This window comes from uncultured Cohaesibacter sp. (assembly GCF_963556055.3).
Lineage (GTDB): Bacteria > Pseudomonadota > Alphaproteobacteria > Rhizobiales > Cohaesibacteraceae > Cohaesibacter.
Genome location: NZ_CAUVYE020000005.1, coordinates 140,327 through 161,907, shown reverse-complemented (window position 1 = coordinate 161,907; position 21,581 = coordinate 140,327). Strand labels below are relative to the sequence as shown.

Annotated in this window: 15 protein-coding genes and 1 pseudogene; 7 read left to right on the top strand and 9 right to left on the bottom strand. The window is 53.9% G+C overall.

The window, feature by feature from the left end; all coding sequences use genetic code 11:
- On the top strand, nt 1–381 hold a 381-nt coding region (locus ACHZB8_RS01465), incomplete at its 5' end, for an FCD domain-containing protein (protein WP_316858233.1).
- Between the two features lie 34 nt (nt 382–415).
- Here ACHZB8_RS01465 and ACHZB8_RS01460 read toward each other — a convergent pair.
- Nucleotides 416–1,909, bottom strand: a pseudogene (locus ACHZB8_RS01460) (YdiU family protein).
- Between the two features lie 168 nt (nt 1,910–2,077).
- Between ACHZB8_RS01460 and ACHZB8_RS01455 the strand changes: the two are divergent.
- From ACHZB8_RS01455 to adhE, 4 genes are all read left to right on the top strand, one after another.
- On the top strand, nt 2,078–4,333 hold the full coding sequence (locus ACHZB8_RS01455) for a molybdopterin-dependent oxidoreductase (RefSeq protein WP_316858231.1): 2,256 nt from the start codon (nt 2,078–2,080) through the stop codon (nt 4,331–4,333).
- 170 nt (nt 4,334–4,503) lie between these two features.
- A complete protein-coding gene (locus tag ACHZB8_RS01450; protein ID WP_316858229.1) occupies nt 4,504–4,665 on the top strand; it encodes a hypothetical protein in 162 nt (53 codons plus the stop codon).
- Between the two features lie 459 nt (nt 4,666–5,124).
- Complete coding sequence (locus ACHZB8_RS01445) at nt 5,125–7,578, top strand: glycoside hydrolase family 2 protein (RefSeq protein WP_316858228.1); 2,454 nt, start codon at nt 5,125–5,127, stop codon at nt 7,576–7,578.
- 505 nt (nt 7,579–8,083) lie between these two features.
- Entirely contained in the window at nt 8,084–10,765 is a 2,682-nt protein-coding gene (gene adhE, locus ACHZB8_RS01440) for a bifunctional acetaldehyde-CoA/alcohol dehydrogenase (RefSeq protein WP_316858227.1), read from the top strand.
- A gap of 409 nt (nt 10,766–11,174) precedes the next feature.
- Here the strand turns inward: adhE and ACHZB8_RS01435 are convergent, their stop codons facing one another.
- From ACHZB8_RS01435 to ACHZB8_RS01410, 6 genes are all read right to left on the bottom strand, one after another.
- Nucleotides 11,175–12,251, bottom strand: coding sequence for a glycoside hydrolase family 88 protein (locus ACHZB8_RS01435; RefSeq protein ID WP_316858225.1), 1,077 nt, complete (start codon nt 12,249–12,251; stop codon nt 11,175–11,177).
- An 8-nt stretch (nt 12,252–12,259) separates the two neighbouring features.
- Complete coding sequence (locus tag ACHZB8_RS01430) at nt 12,260–13,774, bottom strand: glycoside hydrolase family 28 protein (protein WP_316858224.1); 1,515 nt, start codon at nt 13,772–13,774, stop codon at nt 12,260–12,262.
- Between the two features lie 170 nt (nt 13,775–13,944).
- Nucleotides 13,945–15,213 (bottom strand): ABC transporter substrate-binding protein, encoded by a 1,269-nt coding sequence (locus tag ACHZB8_RS01425; protein WP_316858223.1) that lies wholly within the window; start codon nt 15,211–15,213, stop codon nt 13,945–13,947.
- Between the two features lie 120 nt (nt 15,214–15,333).
- Nucleotides 15,334–16,455 (bottom strand): sn-glycerol-3-phosphate ABC transporter ATP-binding protein UgpC, encoded by a 1,122-nt coding sequence (locus ACHZB8_RS01420; RefSeq protein ID WP_316858222.1) that lies wholly within the window; start codon nt 16,453–16,455, stop codon nt 15,334–15,336.
- A gap of 3 nt (nt 16,456–16,458) precedes the next feature.
- Nucleotides 16,459–17,322 (bottom strand): carbohydrate ABC transporter permease, encoded by an 864-nt coding sequence (locus ACHZB8_RS01415; protein ID WP_316858237.1) that lies wholly within the window; start codon nt 17,320–17,322, stop codon nt 16,459–16,461.
- A gap of 44 nt (nt 17,323–17,366) precedes the next feature.
- Nucleotides 17,367–18,251, bottom strand: a complete 885-nt coding sequence (locus ACHZB8_RS01410; RefSeq protein WP_316858220.1) for a sugar ABC transporter permease — start codon at nt 18,249–18,251, stop codon at nt 17,367–17,369.
- 462 nt (nt 18,252–18,713) lie between these two features.
- Here ACHZB8_RS01410 and ACHZB8_RS01405 point away from each other — a divergent pair, with 462 nt between their 5' ends.
- Nucleotides 18,714–19,541 carry an AraC family transcriptional regulator gene (locus ACHZB8_RS01405; RefSeq protein WP_316858218.1) on the top strand — a complete coding sequence of 276 codons (828 nt, stop codon included), beginning with the start codon at nt 18,714–18,716 and terminating at the stop codon, nt 19,539–19,541.
- Between the two features lie 246 nt (nt 19,542–19,787).
- Here ACHZB8_RS01405 and ACHZB8_RS01400 read toward each other — a convergent pair whose 3' ends face one another.
- Together ACHZB8_RS01400 and ACHZB8_RS01395 are read right to left on the bottom strand one after the other, a co-directional pair.
- The gene (locus tag ACHZB8_RS01400) at nt 19,788–20,576 is read right to left on the bottom strand and encodes a DUF4198 domain-containing protein (RefSeq protein ID WP_316858217.1); all 789 of its coding nucleotides are present in this window, start codon (nt 20,574–20,576) and stop codon (nt 19,788–19,790) included.
- Nucleotides 20,577–20,731: 155 nt separating this feature from the next.
- Entirely contained in the window at nt 20,732–21,046 is a 315-nt protein-coding gene (locus ACHZB8_RS01395) for a hypothetical protein (protein ID WP_316858216.1), read from the bottom strand.
- Between the two features lie 262 nt (nt 21,047–21,308).
- Between ACHZB8_RS01395 and ACHZB8_RS01390 the strand changes: the two genes are divergently transcribed.
- A complete protein-coding gene (locus ACHZB8_RS01390; protein WP_316858215.1) occupies nt 21,309–21,572 on the top strand; it encodes a FeoA family protein in 264 nt (87 codons plus the stop codon).
- Nucleotides 21,573–21,581 lie beyond the last annotated feature (9 nt).

Genomic DNA, 21,581 nt, shown 5'->3' with positions numbered 1-21,581 from the left:
GCCTATTTCGCCGCTGAGCGTGCCGGGGCGGATCATCTTGACAGGATGTCAATCGAGCTAAAACGCATGGATGACGCCATCGAGACAGGCGACATGAAAACCGAAGAGGATTATCGTTTCCATCTCGCCATCTGCGAAGCATCGGACAATCATTTCTTCGTCAGCTCCTTTCAGGCCCTGACAGAAGTGTCCTTGCAGGCGATGGACATTTCGCGCAATCTTTCCATCAGAAGCAAGCAGGCGCGTCGCGTGGTCGTGCAGGAAGAGCATCACCGCATTTTCAATGCCATCCGCAACCGCGATATGGATGCAGCCAAAATGCGCATGCAGGAACATATTCGCAATGCCCGCCGCAGGATCTTCGAGGGTCCGCTGTCGTGAACTTCCGAGCTTGCGCTTTTTTCTCAAGCCCGATTTATGTGCCGCAATAGCTGACGAAAGGCCCGAAGGCTTTCGGGGCGGGGCTGGCATAATCTTCGCGCCCGGCTTGTTCTTCAAACGGCTTTTCAAGAACGGCAAGCAACTGTTTGACCGGGCCGAAGTCCGCATAGTCCTCAGCCTGCGCAAGGGCGGCCTCGACCAGGTGATTGCGTGGAATATAGAGCGGATTGACCCTCTTCATCCCTTCTGCAATGTCTTCGACAGACCGGGCCTCTTCCTGCAACCGGTCTTGCCAGTCTCTGAGCCAGCGAAGGATCGCCTCTTCATCGTCAAACAATTGCAACAGCTTCTGCCGGTCTCCCCATGATCACCCTCGCTCAGGTGGCGGAAGAAAAGCGTGAAATCCACCCCTTCGCCTTGCAACGTGCCCATGAGCTGATTGATCAGCGCAATGTCGCCGGGCCTGGTGAAGGATAACCCGATCTTTCTGCCCATGAGGCTGGACCATGCCGTCTTGAAACTGTCCATGAAACCGGTGAGGGCTTCGGTGGCCAGCTCCACGGCACGGGTCTCGTTTTCCGGGTCGATCAGGGGTACGAGGGTTTTCTGCAAAACGCGCCAGATTCCACTGGGCCATTGAGGGCTGATTGCCATAGGCGTAGCGTCCCTGTTGATCAATGGAGCTGAAAACCGCCGCTCGGTCATAGGCTTCCATGAAAGCGCAGGGGCCATAGTCGATGGTCTCGCCGGAAAGGGCCATATTGTCCGTATTCATCACCCCATGCACAAAGCCGACCCCCATCCATTGGGAAATCAGATTCGCCTGACGCTCTGAGACGGCTTTGAGGAACAGGAGATAACGGTCATCCATACCGGCAAATTCTGGATAATGGCGATCGATCGTGTAATCGGCCAGCTGCCGCACCTTGGCCCACGCGCCACGGGCTGCGAAAAACTGAAAGCTGCCGACGCGGATATGGCTTGAGGCGATCCGCGCCAACACCGCACCGGGCTTGAGGCCCTGCCTGCGGATCATCTCGCCTGTCGTGGTTGCCGCCAGAGCCCTGCTTGTCGGGATGCCGAGTGCATGCATGGCCTCGCCCATGACATATTCACGCAAAACCGGCCCCAGGACAGCCTTGCCATCGCCACCGCGAGAGAAGGGAGTTCTTCCCGACCCTTTCAGATGGAGATCAAGGCGGGTTCCGTTCTTGTCCAGCAATTCTCCAAGCAGCAAGGCCCGGCCGTCCCCGAGTTGGGGCGAGAAGCTGCCAAACTGATGACCCGCATAGACCTGCGCGATGGGCTCGGAGCCTTGAGGGGCAACACTGCCCGCAAGATAGCCTGCCAGCTCTGGCTCTGACCCGTCAAGCTCAAGCCCCAGATCGGCAGCCAACCGCTCGTTGAACAGCGCAATACGCGGCTTGGGAACCTGTTCTCCCTGCCAGGGCACATAAAACCCTTCCAGTTCACGGGCAAAACTATGCTCAAAGCAGAAGATCGGGGAGGGGCGGCTTAAGTGATCCATCTTGTCCCAGTCGGGGTTGGCAACCGGGCGATCCTGCAAGATCCATCGGTTGCTAAGTATTTTTGTTTATATAAGCATCCCGATGGGATTTTTCCAACCGCTTGCTAATGGGGCGTGCAAAATGCTAGCGGTTAGATCTCTCAAAGCCTTCGAAACAGGATTCCGGCCATGAAATATACCGCTGCCCACTGGGGTGCCTACGAAATCACGGACAATCAACTCAAGGCAGTGAGCGACGATCCTGATCCGTCCCGGATCGGCAAGGGCTGGCTTTCCGCCTCGAAGGACGAAAAGAGCCGCATCCTGCGCCCCGCAATCCGCAAGGGCTGGCTCGAAGGGGACGGTGGCAAGAACCGGTGCCGCGACGAGTTCGTGGAAGTGTCATGGGATGAGGCGGCAACCCGCGTGGCCGAAGACCTCACTCGCGTGCGTGAGACCCATGGCAACAAGGCGATTTATGGTGGTTCCTATGGCTGGGCCAGTGCCGGGCGCTTTCACCATGCACAAAGCCAGCTCAAACGTTTCCTCAATCTCGCTGGTGGTTTCGTCAAGGCGCGAGAGACCTACTCCCATGCTGCCGGAGAGGTTATCCTGCCCCATATCACCGGCATGTCGCAGGGCGATTTTCAGGACAGCATGACCAGCTGGGCTCACATCATCGAGCATTGCACCCTGCTGGTTGCTTTCGGTGGCATTTCCGGGCGCCCGGCGCAGGTCTCTTCCTCCGGGGCTGCGATCCATCAGACCGAGACATGGCTCGGCCAGCTCAAGGGGCGGCTTGTCAATGTCAGCCCGCAAAAGAGCGACATGCCAAAGGCCGAGTGGCTTTCCTTGCGCCCCGGTACCGATACGGCCCTGATGCTGGCGCTCTGCCACAGTCTGCTCATCGAGGATCTGCACAAGGAAGACTTCCTGCAAGAATACACCTCCGGCTGGCCAGCCTTCCGCGCCTATTTGCTGGGCGAGACGGACGGTGAGCCCAAGAGTGCCGACTGGGCAGGAAAGATCTGCGACATGCCTGCGGACACGATCCGTCAGTTGGCCCGCGACATGGCGCACAACAAGACCATGATCAATGTCTCCTGGTCGGTGCAGCGCACCGATCATGGCGAGCAGCCGGTCTGGGCCGGTCTTGCTCTGGCATCAATGCTGGGACAGATTGGGCAACCCGGAACCGGTTACGGGTTCGGCTATGGCTGCGTCGGCTCCATCGGCCGATCAACGAAAAACATCCATTGGCCATCCCTGCCGCAAGGGACCAACCCGGTGGATGATTTCATTCCCGTTGCGCGCATTGCCGACATGCTGCTCAATCCCGGCGGGCTTTATCCCTATAATGGCGAGATGCGGCGCTATCCCGATATTCGCATGGTCTTCTGGTCTGGTGGCAATCCCTATCACCATCATCAGGATCTGAACCGCCTGGAAAAAGCATGGCAAAAACCTGAAACCGTGGTTGTCATGGAACATAGCTGGACCGCGACCGCGCGTCGGGCCGACATCGTCCTGCCCGCGACCACCGCGCTGGAGCGTACAGACATCATGTTCAGCAAGACCGAGCCGTCGCTGATCCATATGTTACCGGTGCATGAGCCGATGGGCGAGGCTCTGGACGATCACGAAATCCTGCGTCTCATCGCCGCCAAAATGGGGCTTGAAGAGGCCTTCACCGAAGGACGTTCGCAAGAAGACTGGCTGCGCCTCTTGTGGCAACAGTCACAGCAGTTGGTCGCCGGGATGGATATGGCGTTGCCAGATTTCGATGTCTTCCGTCAGCAGGGACGTGTCATGCTCGAGGGGGACCATGAGACCCGCATTTCCATGCAGGCGTTCGTCGCCGATCCGCACGCCAATCCATTGCAGACAGAAAGCGGCAAGATCACGCTCTACAACGAAACGATTGCTTCTTTCGGCCTTGAGGATTGTCCGGGGCATCCGGCATGGATGAAACCGGTAGAAAGCCTTGTTGACGCGCCCGAAGGGGCTTTGCATCTCATTTCCGCTCAACCGGACACGCGCCTGCATAGCCAGAATGACCGGGGGTCCGAATCTCTTTCCGACAAGATAGAGGGGCGGGAGGTTTGTCGTCTTCATCCCGATACCGCCAGACTGCGTGGCATAGAAGAAGGGCAGATTGTCCGGCTGTTCAACGACCGTGGCGCTGCGTTGGCCGGTGTGCGTTTTGATGCCGAATTGCGCAAGGATTGCATTGCCCTTCAAACCGGAGCCTGGTTTGATCCGGTTGACGTGGATGGCAAACCGCTGGAAGTGCATGGCAACCCCAATGCCCTGACGATCGACAAGGGAACATCCTCGCTGGCTCAGGGCAACATCGGGCACACAACCCTTGTCTTCGTCGCCCCGTGGGACAGGCCCCTGCCTGACTTGACGATCAATCAGCCTCCAAAACGGACAACTCTTTAATGTGTGCGTGTTTCTACGTGTGTCTAAAAGGTTGTTTTTACGCAAAAAACGCGAGGTATGCATTTTGGGAATAGTAGAATTTTGAGATAAGCACTTTTTGCTTGGCTTCGGATATACTATCTTCAGCTTATCAAAAATAGAGTGATTAACTCTTCTCAGGAGATAGAAATATGTTTGATAGCATTAAAAATGTTGCCGATTCCGTTGGTTCCGTATTCCGTACGATCCCTGCTGCTGCACGCATTTCCAACGACGTGGAAAATGGCCGTCAGCCAAGCCAGCAGGACCTTTTCATCATGGGCCTGATGAACGACTTCAACCGTGACCGCTAGGCACGATACCCCTTGAGCGGGGTTTGCGAATTCCGGCCCGGTTGATCCTGATCAGTCCGAAGAAAACGAGGTAGCCCTCACAAAAAGAGGGCGCTCTCGCTTCCCATGAAGGCGAAGATATATGCCCCCCTTGGGCGTCCATCCGCCGGTTCTGACGAATCTGCCGTGCCTTCCTCCAGAAAATGAATGCCGATGCTGATCTTGCCTTGCTCGCCATGTGCAGGGGATGCCGTTGGTCCTGCGTTGCGGCTTGCTTGTGAGCTGTTGACGCGCACCATTGTGTCGCTCGCGTTTCACTTGCAGAACAGGTGACAGACCGGGCTTGTCTTCAGACTTGCATTCATTGTTCTTTTTGACGCTGTTAAGACTGCTGCTCCTTTGTGGCCAAGCGTGCCTTTTCAAACTATTCTGAGACTGCCCGATTGCAATGACGGCGCTTGGAGCGGGGAAGGCAGTTTGATGACACAGCAAATTTCAACAATCGATGCGGAACAGTCTCTTGATGATGGCTGGACGCTGAGCAAGGCGGACAACACGGTCTCTGTGCCATTTGCAATTCCTGGCGATGTGCACTCGGCATTGCTGGCGGAGAAGGAAATCACTGATCCTTACTGGCGCGATACCGAGCAAAGCCTCGACTGGATCCACCAAAGTGAATGGATCGCACGCAAGACGTTCGACTTCAAGGGCGACCTCTCCGAACGCCATGTTCTCACTTTGGAAGGTGTCGATTGCCACGCGCTTGTCTTCCTCAACGATGCCCAGATCGGGCGCTGCGAGAGCACATTTCTGCGTTATGATTTCGACGCTGGCCCCCATCTTGTCGCGGGAGAGAATCAGGTAACGGTGCTGTTCCTGTCAAACAGCAAGCTGGCTCATGCGCTTGAGGAAAAATTCCCTTTTCCCGTTCCCTATATTCATTGGAACTGCCGCATCCCGCATTATAATTTTCTCAGAAAACCCCAATGTCACGCCGGGTGGGACTGGAATATTGCCCTGTCTCCAATCGGCATCTATGGCTCTGTGAAGCTGAGACGGCTCAACAAGTTGCGCCTTGATGATCTCAAGGTCAGCCAGAGCCATCATGAAGACGGGGTCACCCTTTTGCTTACCGTCCATTATGAGGCGTTCGAGCCGGGCGAATTCACTCTTGCTGCCAATTTTGACGGCCGGGTTATCAGCGATCTGATCACGGTCTGGCCGGGCAGGGGCCAGGCCACACTTGAAATCAGGGTCGACGCCCCGCGTCTCTGGTGGCCTGCGGGCCATGGTGAGCAGGCTCTTTATGATCTTTCCGTCATGCTGGACGGGCAGACAAGAACCCATCGCATCGGGCTTCGTACCGTTGAACTTGTAACCGACCGGGACGAGGTCGGCCACCGCTTTGCCTTCCGCATTAACGGGCGGGAAATCTTCGCCCGTGGGGCGAACTGGATCCCCGCCGACGCCCTGCCGGCACGCGCGACACCGGAGGCCACAAGGGACTTGTTGACCTCGGCTGTTGAGGCCAACATGAACATGATCCGGGTCTGGGGTGGCGGGCAATATGAAGCGCCCTGGTTCTATGATCTGTGTTCAGAGCTTGGTCTGATGGTCTGGCAGGATTTCATGTTCGCCTGCAATCTCTACCCTGCGGCCAATTCCCACTGGCTCGATCTGGTGCGAGCCGAGGCACGGCAGCAGGTGCGTGCCGCTTCGTGCTATCCGTGCATCACGCTCTGGTGTGGCGACAATGAACTGGTGGGAGCCATAAGCTGGTTCGACGAGAGCAAGAAGGACCGTGATCGCTATCTGGCCATGTATGACCGGCTGAATTTCGCCTTGCAGGAAATCGTCAGCGAAGAGAAACTCGATGTGCCATTTTGGCCGTCATCCCCCTCTCGTGGTCCACTCGACTTTGGCGATGGCTGGCATGATGATACCGCTGGTGACATGCATTTCTGGGATGTGTGGCACTCGGCCAAGGATTTTGAGCATTATCGTACCGTGCGTCCGCGTTTCTGTTCCGAATTCGGTTTCCAGTCTCTGCCGTCCATACGCGTGATTGAAAGCTTCACCGAGCCTGAGGACCGGAATATTTCCTCACCCGTGATGGATGTCCATCAGCGCAATGAGGGCGGAAACAGCCGCATCGTTGAAACCATAGCCCGATATTTCCGTTTTCCCGATGGCTTTGACGACATGGCTTATCTCAGTCAGATAAGTCAGGCCATGGCAATGAAAACGGCAATTGAATTCTGGCGCTCGAACAAGCCGCGCTGCATGGGCACGCTCTATTGGCAGCTCAACGACACATGGCCGGTTGCCAGCTGGTCAAGCCTGGAATATGGCGGCGGCTGGAAACTCACCCAATATTTCGCAAGGCGGTTTTTTGCGCCGGTTCTGGTGACCGCCCAACCCGATACCGAAAGCGGCAAGGTCAAGCTTTTTGCTGTCAATGACAGTCCTGAGTCGGTCGCCATCACCATTCAGCTTGAGCGCATTTCCTTGTCCGGAGCGCTGGAAAGTCTTGGCGATTTCGATGTGACCATTCCTGTGGATCGGGCCATCACGGTCACCGAAATTGACAGTGGGATCTTTGGCGAGGATAGCTTCCTTCACATCACCTGGCAGAACGAGGATCAATTCATTTTTGGCGAAAATGATTATTGGCCGCTTCCCTTCAAAAACTACCGCTTGGAAAAGCCGAAAATCACGGCAAAAGAACGCACCAACGCGCTGGGGAATGTCGAAATCCGGCTGGAGACCAACAAGCCAGCCTTCTTTGTAACCTACCATCATGGTGGAGATCGGCTTTTCTCCGACAACGGCTTCACGCTTTTGCCCGGGCGTCCGAAAAGGTTGACAATACTGCGTCAGCGTCGCTCTCATCTTCCTGCCATAAAGGCAGAAATACGCCACTTGAAAGGGTAAGGCTCATTGACCTATTTCAGCCAAAAATGAGCCTTTAAGCTAATCTCTTGATGCATGCCATGTATGCGTTAGGTGCATGGGGGTGGACGAAATCGGCAAAGAGTCCTCGTTTGAGAACTGCTAGGAAAAATTGGTCACAGCTTTTTTCAATTTGGAAAAATTTGTTAGTGCAAGCGTAGCAGCCATTTGTCGCAACCTCAGCCATGATCGCAAGTGCAATTTTCTTCTTTCCTGATTGCGATAAGTATATTAACGTAGTTTGCGTAGGTCGATAGTATAATAAACTACAGGCACCGTTAAGGCGGCCGTGATCTTTGCTCGCCAAGAGCATCGAACCACGCACGGCAGAGAAAAATCGCGCTAAATGGCAATCAGAAGCGGTTTTTTCGCTGGAGCGGGGCGCGTGGCACCCATTTCGGGCACGTGACAATCACCAAGGTACAAGAAATCGACCGAGCATCCGATGTCTCGGAACGATGGAACTGTGCCAAAAATGGAGTAACAAATGCCTGTTACCAATGCAGAAGAGCTGGATCTTCAGATTGCCCGCGTAAAAGAAGCGCAGGCCAAATTTGCCACTTTCTCCCAAGCTCAAGTTGACCGGATTTTCCGTTATGCAGCCTTTGCGGCAGCCGATGCACGCATCCCGCTGGCCATGCAGGCCGCCGAGGAAACCGGCATGGGAGTTGTCGAGGACAAGGTGATCAAGAACCACTTTGCCTCTGAATATATTTACAACAAATACAAGGATGAACCGACCTGTGGCATCCTTGAAGTGGACGATTTTGGTGGCACGATGACCATCGCCGAGCCTGTCGGCGTGATCTGCGGTATCGTTCCGACCACCAATCCGACCTCGACCGCCATTTTCAAGGCGCTGATTTCTCTCAAGACCCGTAACGGCATTGTCTTCAGCCCGCATCCGCGCGCCAAGAAAGCAACTTGCGCCGCTGCCAAGCTGGTGCTGGAGGCTGCTGTTCAGGCCGGTGCTCCCGATGGTATCATCGGTTGGATCGATGAGCCAACTCTGGATCTGTCCAATGCGCTGATGCGTCATCCGGACATCAACCTGATCCTTGCGACCGGTGGTCCGGGCATGGTCAAGGCCGCTTATTCTTCCGGCAAGCCCGCCATTGGCGTTGGTGCCGGTAATGCTCCGGTCCTGATCGACGAATATGCAGACATCAAGCGCGCGGTTTCCTCGATCCTCATGTCCAAAACCTTTGACAATGGCATGATCTGCGCCTCCGAACAGGCGGTTGTCGTTGTCGATGCGGTCTATGAGGCCGTTCTAGATCGCTTCTCAAACTATGGCGGCTATGTTCTCAAAGCCAACGAGATCAACGCCGTTCGCAAGACAGTATTCCCCGATGGCCATCTGAACAGCAAGATTGTTGGTCAGTCCGCCGTCAAGATTGCAGAATTGGCCGGTGTCACGGTTCCGCTTGATACCAAGGTTCTGATTGCCGAGGTTGAAGGCGTCGCGGACGAAGCTTTTGCTCACGAAAAACTCTCTCCTACCCTCGCACTGTATCGCCGCAAGGACTATAAGGCCGCCGCAAAAACGGCTGCTGATCTGGTCGCCCTTGGCGGTATTGGTCACACATCCGTTCTCTACACCGATCAGGACCGTCATCCCGAACGCGTTCAGGAATTCGGTGAGAAAATGAAAACCGCCCGTATTCTGGTCAATATGCCATCCTCCCAAGGCGGCATCGGCGACCTCTACAACTTCAATGTGGCGCCATCCCTGACCTTGGGATGCGGCTCTTGGGGCGGCAACTCGATTTCCGAGAATGTGGGACCAAAACACCTGATCAACAAGAAGATCGTCGCAAAACGCGAGGAAAACATGCTTTGGCACAAAGTTCCGAAATCCATCTATTTCCGTCGCGGCTGCCTTGCTGAAGCCATCAAGGATATCGAGGGCAAGAAACGGGCTCTGCTCGTTACCGACCGGTTCCTTTACATGAATGGCTATCTGGACGAAACCGTCGCGCTGCTGAAATCGCGGGACGTTGATGTTGAAGTTTTCTTCGAGGTGGAAGCTGACCCGACCCTTTCCGACGTGCGCAAGGGGTTGGAGAAGGCAAACTCTTTCAATCCCGACCTGATCGTGGCCTTTGGTGGCGGTTCGCCCATGGATGCTGCGAAAGTCATCTGGGTGATGTATGAACATCCGGACGCCAAGTTCAAGGATCTGGCGCTGCGCTTCATGGATATCCGCAAGCGCATCTACAAGTTCCCGAAAATGGGCGAGAAGGCGCAGTTCATCGCCATTCCGACCACGTCGGGAACCGGCTCCGAGGTTACGCCTTTTGCGGTTGTTACCGATGATGTCAGTGGCCAGAAATATCCGTTGGCTGATTATGAACTGACCCCCGACATGGCAATTGTCGATGCAAACCTGGTCATGAACATGCCCAAATCCCTGACCGCTTTCGGCGGCATCGATGCGGTCACGCATGCCCTTGAAGCCTACGTCTCCGTGATGGCCAACGAATATTCCGACGGCCAGGGCCTGATGGCGCTGAAACTGCTCAAGGAATATCTGCCATCCGCCTACAAGAATGGTGCGGATGATCCGGTGGCCCGTGAAAAGGTCCACAATGGCGCAACCATTGCAGGGATCGCCTTTGCCAACGCCTTCCTTGGGGTTTGTCACTCCATGGCGCATAAAATCGGTGCAGCTTTCCACTTGCCACATGGTCTTTCGAACGCCTTGTTGATATCCAACGTGATACGATACAACGCCACCAACATGCCGACCAAGCAGACGGCCTTCTCACAGTATGACAGACCCAAGGCTCGGGCCCGCTATGCAGAGATCGCCCATCACCTTGGTCTTGGCGGTGAGCGGACACAGCAGAAGGTCGAAAACCTGATTGCCTGGATCGAGGAATTGAAAAAGGATCTCGAAATTCCGGGATCCATCAAGGAAGCGGGCGTCAATGAGGCTGACTTCCTTGCCAAGATTGACGAACTGGCTGTTGCAGCGTTCGACGATCAGTGCACTGGCGCAAACCCGCGCTTCCCGCTGATCTCCGAGCTCAAACAGGTGATGCTGGACAGCTACTATGGCCGTCCATATGTCGAAGCCTATGAAAGGGAAGAGATCGAAACCGAGAGCGAAAAAGAAAGTGCAAGTGTTGTTCCGCTCAAGGCGGAAAAGAAAAAGCAAGCCTGATTAAGGGCAGAGGCTTAGTCGCTTCGTCATTCCGACCTCCACCCGTGGTGGCGAAGCGATTTCACGGCCTTCATGGTTCCTCAGTCTCGCTCAATCTTGCCCCTCCGGCAGGTCATGGCCGGAAAGATGGTCGGGGCGTATGAGAAAGAGCAGACGGAACCCAATGATAAAGCTAGTCAAACTGAAGCCCCGCAGGTCATGGCGGGGCTTTTTTTATTGCCTGATCTCTTCTCACGCTTCGGATGGATGTGTGCCTTGTGATCTCATCAGCGAGGGCAATGGATCAGCGCCATCCAGATAAAAAGAAAACCCGGGCTCAAGGATCCGGGTTTCCAAGGAGCCCGGCCACTGGCCGGGTAATTATGTAACCGGCGGCTCTCATTTGGGGGAGAGGGGCCGCCAGCCGATTTTATTTTTCAAGAAGGATCTTCTCGGCGGTTGCCATCATGAACGGGCCAACGCCCTTGACGTCATCGGGCTTGATTGGCTCATTGACATAGTAGGATGGCGAGCCATCGCGGTAATTGCCGTCAAAGCCGCCAAGTCCGGCCACGCAGACGATCTTTGGCATCACAGGGTTGATCGGATCACTGGCGAGAACCAACTGCTCGAGATATTTCTGTCCCTTGAGACCGGGAGCGACAAAGGCCTCGGTCATGCCGAGACGGGCCGCTTTCAAAAGCACATAGCTGAACATGGCAGAGCAGGAGCTTTCCAGATAGTTGCCTTCAAGATCCGGCTGATCGATAACTTGCAGCCATGCCCCTTCTTCGCTTTGCAGGGTGACGATCTTGCTGAACAGGGCACTGGCCTTGCCATAGAGATCGCCCATCCTTTTCTCGCCGACTCTTTCGCAAATGTCGATAAGGGCAACGCAGAGCCAGCCGATTGCGCGAGCCCAGTGAGCTGGCGAAAGACCGGTTTTGTCATCGGCCCAAAGCTGCGTGCGTGACTCGTCATAACCATGAGCATAAAGGCCATTCTGGCCTTCACCCATTATTTCAAGCGCGTTTTCCAGCTGGCGCAAAGCATCGTTGACCAGGCCTTCATCTTCTTTCAACAAGCCATATTCGATCTGGAACGGCAGGCCCATATAGAGGCCGTCGAGCCAGACCTGATGGGGGTAGCGCTTCTTGTGCCAGTAATTGCCGCCCTCGGTCCGAGGGTGGGTCTTGAGCTGTTCGCGCAGTGTATCGCACGCGATGAGATAGCGCTCATCCTTGGTCTGCTTGTAGAGATAGAGGAAGGCCCGGCCGGAGAGGATATTGTCGATATTATATTCCTCAAGGACATAGCCGGTCATCGTTCCGTCCGGAGCGACCTGTTTCTCTGCAAAAGCGATAAGGGAATCAAGCCAGCTCTGTTCACCCGTCGCCTCGAAAAGCGTGATCAGGCCTCGATAAAGGCAGCCATCTTCATAGCATATGGGGCCACTTTTATAAGCGCTGTAAGTCTCGGCATAATGGTGGAAGTAGGTGGTCAACATATCTCTGCCTATTCTTGTTCGGTGGAGAGAGGAAAAAATTCATGCCCGTCCAGAAAATGCAGGTCCGCATTCTCCGAGGCAAAACCAACATGGTGACAGACCGGAACGTGGAGCGCCATGACTGGGACGTCACCCGTCTGGCTGTCATCAAAGCTGGCATGAATGTTGCGAATTGAAACGGAGCGAATTGGCATTTCGGGAAGGCCGTAAAAGGCGCCAATTGCAACCCGGACATTGCGGATATAAAGATCACTGATCTCGATATCGTGGATAGAGGGGGTCGAAATATCGACAGGATAGGGATCGCGTGACTGAACCCACTCGGAACGACCGTCATGGTCGCAGAAATAGAAGGCGTTGGCCACAATGGCCGAATGGACATCCTGCATGGAAATATTGTGACAGCGCACATAGGCAATCTCGCCGCCGCGTCCACGCCGGGTCTTGATGCGCAAGCCACGGTCAGTGCCCAGAAACTCGCAATGCTCGATCGTGACATGCCGGACCGACCCGCTCATTTCCGAGCCAATGACCACAGCACCGTGGCCGCGCTCCATGTAGCAGTGGCGGATGGTCAGATGCTCGCAAGGACGGATGTGATCGTCCGAGCCGTCATCGGCTCGCTTGCAGGCCTTGATCGCAATGCAATCGTCGCCAACCGTGAAATGGATACCTTCAAGCAACACCTCATCGCAACATTCGGGATCAAGCCCGTCGGTGTTGGGAGAATCGGCCGGATTCTTGATGGCAAGGCCAACGAAACGGATCGACTGGCAATAGAGCGGATGAACCGTCCAGGATGGAGAATTCTGAACAGTGATACCGGACACCTCGACATCGGTACAGCTGTTGAGGAACAGAGTGCGGGCGCGCCTTGCGCCATCGCGTCGTTCCTTGGGCCATTCCCACCAGTCTCCTTGTGCGCCAGATCCGTCAAGCGTGCCCGAGCCGGTGATTGCCAGATTGTCGCAGCCAATGGCCGTGACCACAGACGCGTAGCACGCATCGGGCAATCCTTCCCAGGAACCGAGCATTTCGCCTTCGTCAGAGCGGGCGGGCAGGATCTCGATCTGGCTACGGTCCGTGATGAAAACCAGCTCTGCGCCGGGCTCAAGATGCAGCGTCATATCGCTTTTGAGAAACACGGGCCCCGTCAGGAAGCGTCCGGCCGGAACAGCGAGCGTCCCGCCTTGAGGAACCTTGGCAATTGCATCGGCAATTGCGGTTGCGTTGTTGGCTGCATCCGTGCTTGCGCCATGGTCCGAGATGACGATCCGTCCGTTACAGTCCTTTGTCCTGAATGAGATACGCTCACCACAAGCCAATTCAAAGACATAGTTCGAGGACGGCTCCAGACAATCAAGGAACGTTATCACCCGGTCGGTTTCTCCTGACCGTATGACTTCAGCAGCCTTTTTAAGCGTCCAGGCACTCGATTGCGGCAAAAAGAACTTGGATTTTCCATCCAAATTGAGGCAAAGAGCTACTGTTCGCGCGGTGATGGCCGACACGGTGATAGTCATTTCATATTCTCGCTCATCTTGAGCAACTCCCGCGATCTGTCGAGTGCGGAATTGCCAAATCCTTTTGGGTCAGGAATTTTCCAGCAAACCGGCAGGCCGGGCAGGCTGGAAAGATCTATTCTATGGTTGGTTGGGCGAGAGACCCGCCCAACGTCATTATTTTCGAAAAATCACGGATCGAACTTTTCGAGTATCTCATTGATGCTGTAGATGATTTCATCCGCAGCCTGTTCAGAACTGAACTCGCCATAGGCGTACATTTCTAACGCGTCTTTAAACGCGTCCCGAATACGGGGATGTTCGCTGAGAGGAGAGACCTCAGGGCCAGTTCCTGTCATGACAAGGTCATTCGCAGCCACCAACTCCGGCGCGATCTTGCCTGCTTCTTTGAGCGTTGCGAGTGCAATTCTCGACGCTGGCAGCCCTCGTGTGGCACCCAGCGCTTCAATGCCTTCCTTTTCATTTAGCAGGCAGTTGACGATTTCAGCCGCTGCGTCCTGATTGTCGCTCCGCTTGGAGATGGAGAACACCATCGAGGGCTTGCGAAAGACACCTTCTGTCACCGCGCCATCGATTTTCAGGATCGGAACGGGAACCAGCGCATCGTCATCCTTCAAAGGATCGGCATATTTGAAATAGGTGGAATCCCATTCATAGGAACCGGCAATCTTACCGGCTTCCCAGTTGGGGCTGTTATAAAGCTTGATATATCCTTCAGAGGCCCAATCTTTCCATGGACGCGTGACCTTTTTCTCAACCAGCATGCCATAAAAATCAATCGCTTCAGAAAGTTCCTCTATGCTCCAGGCAACGCGATTGGTTTTGGCATCAACAAGGCTTTTGCCTGTTTTCTGGGTTGCCACAAGCATGACAATCAGAACCGGATTGTCCTCTGTCACCTCAAGCGGATAATGATCATGGCCTAACTTGTCTTGAAAGGCTTCTGCCGCAGCGACCAGTTCATTCCAGTTTTTCGGCAGTTGCAGATCGGCCTTTTTGAAAACGGCTTGATTGAATAGAAAAACCCGGCCGGTGGTGGCGAGGGGTAAACCGTTCAATTTTCCATCAATGGTGGTCGCAGACAGTTCAGCGCCCGACCATTGGCTCAAATCGATAATGTCTGAAAACAGGGTGAGATCAGCAAAGCCGTCGCCCTTGGGGGAGAAGAGTGGTAACCACGGCCAGTTGACTTGCAAGATGTCTGCTTCAGTTCCGCCCGCAAGCTGAGTGGTCAGTTTTTCCAGATAGCCCTTCCAGCCTGTGAACTCGGCTTTGACCGTGTGGTCATATTTCTCACCACAGGCTTGCAGGGCGGCTTGCGTTGCTGCGTGACGGCTGTTGCCGCCCCACCAGGTCATGCGAAGCTCGGCTGCGCTGGCCGCGGTGCAAAGCGCCGTTGCGGAGGCCAATATGGTCAGAAAAGAAGCCCTGCGTTTCAAGATGCTCGTTCCTGTAAAGCGGTTGGAGACCAGAAAATGTCTGCGGTCGCGGAGGGAATAACGACCGCAGACAAGGTTTGCATTCTGGCGGGCAACGACCCGCCAAAATCAGCTCGGGGCCTAAGTGAAGGAGATATTCTTGCCGCTTTCACGATCGAAAACGTGAGCACGGGACTCATTCACTTTCAGGCATACTTTGGAGCCACGAACATTGGTCGGATCATATTCTTCACCCGGAATGACCGCGATGAGAGAATTGCCTTCGACATTCACATGCAGATAGACCTCATGGCCCATGAATTCGAGGGCAGTGACTTCACCCGAGAGCGTATCCGCAGTTCCTTCCGGAGCCAGATGGAAATGCTGCGGACGGATGCCCAGGATCACTTCGCTATCGTCTGCCGAAGCCTTGATGCGTGAGGCAAGCTCATCGGCAAGAGAAATGGTCTGATTGCCGATTTTCAGAGTGTGAGACCCGGCGATGGAAAGCTGGGCATTCATCAGGTTCATCTCTGGTGTGCCGATAAAGCCTGCAACGAAGGCATTTTCCGGTTTGTCATAAAGAGTTACCGGATCGGCAACCTGCATGATGTGACCTTCTTTCATGACGCAGATGCGGTCGCCCATGGTCATGGCTTCGGTCTGGTCGTGGGTCACATAGATAACGGTTGCCGGACGGCCTTCCTCTTTCAGGCGACGATGCAGGTCCGTGATGCGGACACGCATGGAAGCGCGCAATTTGGCATCGAGGTTGGAGAGCGGTTCGTCAAACAGGAACACTTCCGGTTTTTTGATGAGCGCACGACCAAGAGCCACACGCTGAGCCTGACCACCGGACAATTCCTTTGGCAGCCGATCAAGAAGGGCCTCGATTTCGAGAATCTCGGCAACTTCCTTGGTTGCTGCCTCGATTTCGTCTTTCGGACGGCCTGCGAGACGCAGACCGAAGGAAAGGTTCTTGCGGACCTTCATGTGCGGATAAAGCGCATAGTTCTGGAACACCATCGCGATGCCGCGACGACCGGGAACCAGAGTATTCACAACGCGTTCGCCAATCCGGATTTCGCCAGCCGTGACCGATTCAAGACCGGCAATCATGCGCAACGTGGTGGATTTTGCGCAGCCCGATGGGCCAACCAGCACCATGAACTCACCATCCTTGACGTCAAGGTCGATGCCGTGGACAGCTTCAAATCCGTTTGGGTATTTTTTTACGAGTTTCTTAAGTTGAAGGTGTGCCATGATTTAACCTTTAACCCCGCCAGTTGAGATGCCTTCGATGAAGTATTTCTGCGCCATGAAGAAGACGACCAACGCAGGCGTAATTGCGAGCACGGACATCGCCAGGATCTGGTTCCAGTCGAAGGCTTCAGTCGTGTCAATTGAAAGTTTAAGTGCCAGGGAGACAGGGAATTTGTCGACCGATGACAGATAGATGAGTGGGCCCAGGAAGTCGTTCATGGTCCACATGAACTGGAACAGGGCGACCGAGATCAGGGCCGGAGCCAGCAGCGGGGTTACGATGTACCACAGTGTCTGCAAGGTGTTCGCACCATCAACGCGGGCCGCTTCTTCCATGTCGCGGGGAATACCACGCAAGAACTGCACCAGCATGAAGGTGAAGAATGCGTCCTGTGCGAAGGCCGAAGGCACCCAGAGCGGCAGGAAGGTATCGAGCCAGCCAAGGTCACGGAACAACAGATACTGAGGAATACGGGTGACCACGTTTGGCAGCAGCAGCGTTGCAACAAGCATGGAGAAGAAGAAACGCTTGCCGGGGAACTCGAAGCGGGCAAAGCCGTAAGCCACGAGTGCAGCACTGATGCAGGTCCCGATGGTTTTCGGGATGAGGATCAGGAAGGTATTCCAGAAGAAATGCCCGAATGTGTAAGGCGTGGAGGTTTGCCAGCCCTTGACATAACCGCTGACCGTTGGGTTTTGCGGCCAGAAGCCCGGGTTGGAGAAAATCTCCGAGTTGGTCTTGAACGATGCCCCGATCAGCCAGATCAGCGGATAGAGCATGATGATTCCGACTATGAAAAGTAGGATATAACGGATGAAGGAGTTGATTTTGTGACGACGAGCAATCTGACGATTGACGCGTTCCATTTCCTCAAACGTTGCACTATTTGCAGTTTCAACACTCATGGGGATCAGCTCCTTTTGTCACCGGCATAATAGACCCACTTTTTGGAAGACCAGAAAGCGACGACGGTCAAGATCATGATCATGGTGAAGAGGACCCAGGCAATCGCTGAGGCATAGCCCATTTCGAAATTCTGGAACGCCTTGTCATAAATATAGAGCGGCAGCAGGTATGTGGATTTCAGCGGACCACCATTGGTGATGATGTAGGGACCGTTGAATTCCTGGAAGGCCTGCACGCTCTGCATGATCAGGTTGAAGAAGATCACGGGAGTGATCAGTGGCAAGGTGATGTGACGGAAGATCTGCCACGGATTGGCATTGTCGACGGCAGCCGCTTCGTAAAGCGATTTGTCAACACCCTGCAAGGCTGCAAGGAAAATAACCATGGCCGAGCCGAACTGCCAGCAGCGCAGCAGCGTGATCGTGAACAATGCGTTCAATGGGTCGCCAAACCAGTTGATGGCCTCAAAGCCGAGGGCTGTGATCATCATGTTGACCAGGCCCGTATCGGCAAACACATAGCGCCACAACACCGCAATCGCGATGGAACCACCCAGAATGGACGGGACATAATAGGCTGTGCGGAAGAAATTGATGGCCTTCAGCTTGTAGTTCAGGATCACTGCGATAAACAACGCAAAGACCAGTTTAAGCGGAACCGTCGAGAACACATAGATCAAAGTCACTCTGAGGGACTTGTCGAATGTGCGGTCCCGATGGAACAGCTTATAGAAGTTGTCTAGGCCAACCCATTCCGGAGGCGACATCAGCGGATAGTCCGTGAAGCTCAGATAGAATGAGTAAGCAAAGGGAAAAGCCGTAAAGACCGCCAACCCAATGATATAGGGTGACAGATAGGCAAGACCGAGATAGCGATTTTCGCCGCCCAAGGCTCTATCCTCCCGTTAGTAGATTAACAAAAAGGATGATGGCTGCGTTGACAGCGCATCATCATGAACTTGATCTGCTCCTTTTTCCGGACCGCAAAATCCGGAAGCAGTCAAAAGATTTCGGAAACACCTGCCAGAAGGTGAAATCCGAGGGGATTCGAATCTTTTTACCGGAGCAAATTGCACGAAAAGGCTTCTACATATTGACATGGATATGTGAGATGTTCATTTTAGTGCACAATCTCTGGCGCAAAAATGAAGCTCGCGCTTTCGTTTTATCATTAGAAGAGTGGGAAGTCTTCTAATTTCCTCCGGTATTCTTGTTTCGCGCATATCATCATGACGTGTCCGTGAATGGAATGAAGGATTATGAACAAAATCATGGATAAAAACGAACATTCGATTTTGGAAGGAATTCCGGCGAGCTCACTGAACCTGAATCTTTCCAGGTCAACGATCAAGATGAGGCATTCCTCAACTTGGAGCGTACACAAATCCAATGATGTTCACGATCTGGTCATTTGTCTGACCGGTGGGGCGCAATATTTTCTGGACGGCGTGGAAGTCAGGCAGCAGCGCGGTGAGGCCATGCTGATTCCTGCGGGGTCGAAATTTGAGGGGCGGCTCGATACGGGCGACCAATATACTGGAATTGCTCAGCATTTCACCTTGACGCTGTTTGATAATGTGGATCTCATTCGTCAGATGGAACTGAAATCCGTCGTCCAGCTTCCCAATTGGGAGCAGCTTGAATCCCTTGTCAGATATTACCGGTCTATTGCGCCTTCTTCGGCAACGACCTTGCAGCAGGTACATTTGTTCATGGTGATTCTGCTTGCTTACCTGAATAGCGCTTTTGTTCGCTGGAGCGAAGATTCCTTGCAGAATTTGGGAGGCCAGGATGCCCTTTCTCTCCATGTGATGCTGATCGCAGCCCAGATCTCGCGCGACCCGCTGGACAAGGACGAGGCAGAGCGCCTCATTGGTTCGGTCCCCTATAATGACGACTATTTCCGCCGGGCCTTCAAGGCCAAAATCGGATATACGCCGAGAAAATATATGGAATTCAAGCGGATGGAAAAGGCGATGAACATTTTGCTGACCGGCAAGAGCGTCAACGCAACCGCCCTGGCAGTCGGCTATAACGACGTCTACTTCTTCTCGCGCATGTTCAAGCAATATATGGGGGTGAGTCCATCCCATTACCGGATCTCGGCTGAGAGACGCAAGTTCCTGACGACAGGGGATGTTTATCACTACAGCGATTTCGACAATGATTTTCCACAATAAAAATCGGGTTCGGTAAATAGAGCGATAAGTCCGGTCGCAAGAGAGCCAGTTTAGAGGCTGTAATGTAAAGCCTTGGCAAAGTCTTGCGCTTCAAAAGGGCCGGGAAAGCCTTCCGGCACCCTTTGTTGAAGTGGCTTTTTACTTGCTGATTTTGTTTGCTGGTCTGGCGAAGGCTTGGAAGGCTTGAAAGCTCTTTGCGATGGGCAGAAGATGCCCGAAGCAAAGAGCAATCAAGGGTCGGTGCTGTTATTTGAACTCTGTTGCCGTGATCCAGAGAACCGCGTCCTGAGACAATTCCTTGCCTTCGAACTCGGTTACAGGGCCTGCGCCCATGCAGGCAAAGCCCCATGTGCCAGCGCGGGGAATGCCGAAGGTGAACAGGCCATTGGCATCGGTGAAGGCAACAATCGCGGATGCGGGAACCGGACCGTCTGCTTCCTTGGCAAAAGCGTTGGCCTCCAGATCGATCGCCGGATTGATATATTCGATTTCACATTCAATGCCAGCGGCCGGTTTGCCTTCCGAGAGAACCTGTCCGGTGAAAGTGCCACCCACATAGGCCTGATAAGGCTTGTTCAGGGGCACGATTTCGGTTGGCAGACCGACAGGGGCTTCCCAGCCAGTCGGAGTCCCGCTCTTGTTGATGTAGCTTTTCGTGAATTGCTGAATATAAATGTCTTCGCTCGCTTCATAATATGGGGCCGGGCTCAGAGCGAAGATATAGTCGCCATTGCGTTTGACTTTATAAGTGGTTTCAAAGGCTTTGGCTTCATTGTGTGCCCCCTTCCAGACGATTGGCTTCAGGGTCGGCAGAAGGTCGGTTTCCTTCTCCTTGAAGATGACCTTGAACGCCTCTGGTTGTCCCATGTCCATGGCATGGCCATTTTCCATCGGGTGACCGAACATGATCTTGAGGGCGATTTCTTCCGGTTTGTCCAACATGACCTTTGGAGTGTAGAGCAGTTGGAAATGGGCCTGTGCGGTGCCGGTCAGCGCCAGGGTTGCGGCCGCAAGGCCGAGCAGGACTTTATTCATGTAAACCTCTCCCATATAGGTTGCCGGGATGCCAGTGAGTCAAAACAATCCCGTTTCCGCGCAAGGAAATTGCTGCGGATTGAAACTGGTCCATATGTGTTGCTGGTCGTCTAACCTGGTAGCTGGTCCCTTACCAGGTTCCTATCAAAAGCAGACTATTCGACGATATCGCTGCCATTTATTTCGACTTCATGCCCAGGCCCTGCATTGAAGATGACCTTGTAATCGCCTTCAGGTTTGTCGAATTCGAATTCGCTGTCTTCACTCATTTTTCCTGTGAGGATGACATTGCCCTTGTCGTCCAGGATGCTCATTTCAACGCCTGATGCCGAAGAGCCATCCGAAAATGCGCCTTCACACAGAACGGTGCCGTCGCCATTGTCATAGCAAGAGCAAATCGGGGTATGAGCAGAAGCGGTGCCGCAAAGAACAAGCAGGCCAAGTCCTGCAAGTGCATAAACCGATTTCATACTGGTAAAACTCCTAATATTTGTAGATGAGAATAGGTAAAAGAACCTATTCAGTACGTGTATTTGCGTAATTCGAAAGCAAAAGATGCTCGAATTCGGTGCCTGAGAAAATAAATATGAGTACATTTCTCAAAATTTACTTTATTCACACGTTTGGCTGTTGTAAATAGTAATCATTCGCAATTTTGTGTCGGCCTGTCGATAATTGTATTTTTGGGAGGGGTCCTGCACCGGATTGCTCAAAACGCAGCGAAGTTCCAAAATGAAAAAAGAATATCCCGCAAATGGGCAGACCAAGATATTGACTTTAAATGATATTAAGCCCGGAAAGCGCGTCGTGGTTCGCCGTCATCATTCTGAAGGGTCCGTGCGCCAACGCTTGCTCGATTTGGGGCTCATGCCTAATGTTTCGGTTTTGGTGCTACGCGCAGCTCCCCTCAATGACCCGATTGCTCTTCGTCTCGACGCGACTGATGTCAGTCTGCGCAGAAGAGAAGCGGCAACCATCGAGGTGATCGAGGAATGAATTGGAAGG